The organism is Nguyenibacter vanlangensis (assembly GCF_013376155.1).
GTDB lineage: Bacteria > Pseudomonadota > Alphaproteobacteria > Acetobacterales > Acetobacteraceae > Gluconacetobacter > Gluconacetobacter vanlangensis.
Genome location: NZ_JABXXP010000412.1, coordinates 1 through 2,614 on the forward strand (window position 1 = coordinate 1; position 2,614 = coordinate 2,614).

Below are 2,614 nucleotides of genomic sequence, written 5' to 3' on the forward strand. Positions count from 1 at the left end.
CAGCGCCGACGCCCCCGCCGGCAGCGGCGCGCCGTGCGCCACGTCCAGCAGCAGGCCGCACATCATCGGCGTCAGGCTGATCGACAGGAACAGCGACACCGTCACCGTCACCGCCAGCGTCATCGCGAATTCATAGAAGATCTTGCCCGGCGTCCCCGGCATCAGCAGCAGCGGCAGGAACACCGCGACCAGCGCGATGGTGATCGACAGCACGGTAAACGCGATCTCGCCCGCCCCCCGCATCGCGGCCTCGGCGCGCGACTGCCCGGCCTCCATGTGGCGCGCGATGTTCTCCACCACCACGATCGCGTCGTCGACCACGAACCCGGTTGCGATCGTCAGCGCCATCAGCGACAGCGTATCCAGCGAGAATCCCAGCAGGTACATCGCCGCCAGCGTCCCGGCCAGCGAGATCGGCACCGTGATCGCGGGGATCAGCGTCGATCGCGGCGCCCGCAGGAACACCAGCACCACCGCCACCACCAGCAGCACCGAAATCAGCAGCGTCAGTTGCGTATCGCCCAGCGACGCGCGGATGGTGATCGACCGGTCCATCGCCGGGGTCAGGGTCACGCCCGCCGGCAGGGCGGCGATCATCGCCGGCGTGCGGGCGCGGATCGCGTCCATCACGCGGATGACATTCGCCCCGGGCTGCGGCCGGACGATGGCCATCACCGCGCGATGATTGTTGAAATAGCCGGTCTGCCGCTCGTCCTGCACCCCGTCATGCACCTCGGCCAGGTCCGCCAGCCGCACCGGGCGGCCGTTGCGGTACCCCACCACCAGGTCGCGATACTGCGCCGCGTGCCGCGCCTGGTCGTTGGTCGCCAGCGTGTAGCGCTGGGTGCCCACATCGACGAATCCCTTGGGCGTGTTGGCATTGGCCGACGCCAGGGCCGATCGGATATCCTCGAACCCGATCCCGTATTTGAACAGCGGATACGGGTCCATCTCCACCCGCACGGCGGGCGCCGAACTGCCGGTGATCTGGATCCACCCCACGCCCTTCACCTGCGACAGCATCGGCTGCAGGTGGGTCTGCATGATGTCGTACAGCTCGGCGATCGGCCGCGTATCCGACGTCAGCGCCATCACCATGATCGGGCTGTCGGCCGGATTGGCCTTCCAATATTGCGGCACCATGTCCAAGGTGGCCGGCATGTCCTGCATCGCCGCGCGCAGCGCCGCCTGCACGTCGTTGGCCGCGCCGTCGATGTTCCGGCTGTCGTCGAAGGTCAGCAGGATGAACGCCGTGCTGTCGGTCGAATCGGACTCGATGCTGCTGATGCCCGAAATCTGCCCCAGCCGCCGCTCCAGCGGCGTGGTGACCGAAGACGCCATCTGCTGCGGCGACGCCCCGGGCTGGGTCGCGACCACATAGATGATCGGCACCGCTATGTTCGGCAGGTCCCCCACCGGCAGCGCGCGATAGCCGAACAGCCCGGCGATCACCAGCGCCATCGACAGCAGCGTCGTCATCACCGGCCGCGTGATGAAGGGGCGACAGGGATTCATGCTCGATTCACGCGCCCACCCGCGCGGTGGACCGGCGCGCGGCTCCCCGCCCGTACCACAGCGCCGCCCCGGCGAAGCCGACATAATAGCCGATATCCGCCCCGCCCAGCCACCGCGCGACCGGGCCGGTATAAAGCTGGCTGGTCGAAAACAGCAGAATGGTCGCCACCGACATGACGACGAAGATCGTCGCCCCCCGCGTCCAGCCCGGCGGCACCGGGCGCGGCATCCTGTCGCCCAGGTACCAGTCGGCCAGCACGATGCCGATCCACGGCGCGATCCAGTACATCGTCACCACCAGGTAATCGGTATACAGCGCCGCATACCGCCCCGCTCCCGCCACCGCCAGGACATAGCCCAGCGACGCGGTGATCACCGCCGCCAGCACGCGCGGCACATGGATGCCCGCCGAAATCAGGCTGTAGCTGGCGGTATTGTCGTTGAACGAATTGCCCGTGACCGACGACAGCGCGATCACCGCCAGCACCATCGGCCCCAATGGCCCCGCCGCGTGCTGCAGGCTGGCGATCACCGCGGTGGGCGACGGCTCGGCGACGCTGGACGCCGTCAGCAGCCCCAGCACCTGGAACGGCACCGCCGATCCCAGCAGCCCGGCCAGCGCCAGCCATACCACCCGGCGCGGGTCGGCATCCGCCGGCAGATAGCGCGTGTAATCCGACGAATAGGACGCCCAGGACAGGTTGAAACTGGCCAGGATCGCCACCGCCAGCAGAATCGTCGCCACCCCGGGCGGATGGTGGGCCCCCGCGACCGTCAGCGTCCCCTGTTCCACCCCCTGGCGCAGGCACAGGGCCCCGATCACCGCAAAGGCCGCCAGCAGCGCCGCGCCCAGATATTTCTGCAACGCCTGCACCATGTCGTGGCCATAGATGCTGGCCAGCATCTGCACCGCCGCCAGCCCCCCCAGCGCCAGCCAGAAGGGCGGGCTCACCCCCGCCGCAACCGACAGGAAGGCGATCAGCGCGGTGGCCGCCGGCACGTTGTTCACCGCGTCCCAGCCCACGCAATAGATCCAGTTCAGCAGCGCGGGCGGCCGCACGCCCAGCCGCCCCAGCGCCCGGCGCGACGCCTCCATCTG

The 2,614-nt window shown here is 69.1% G+C and carries 2 protein-coding genes; both read right to left on the reverse strand.

Features of this window, described 5'->3' with window-relative positions:
* Positions 1-1,515: efflux RND transporter permease subunit (locus HUK84_RS14635; RefSeq protein ID WP_176640942.1), on the reverse strand; the 1,515-nt coding region annotated here is incomplete at its 3' end.
* A gap of 7 nt (positions 1,516-1,522) precedes the next feature.
* Positions 1,523-2,614 (reverse strand): cytosine permease (locus HUK84_RS14640; protein ID WP_176640943.1); only part of this gene is annotated, 1,092 nt, incomplete at its 5' end.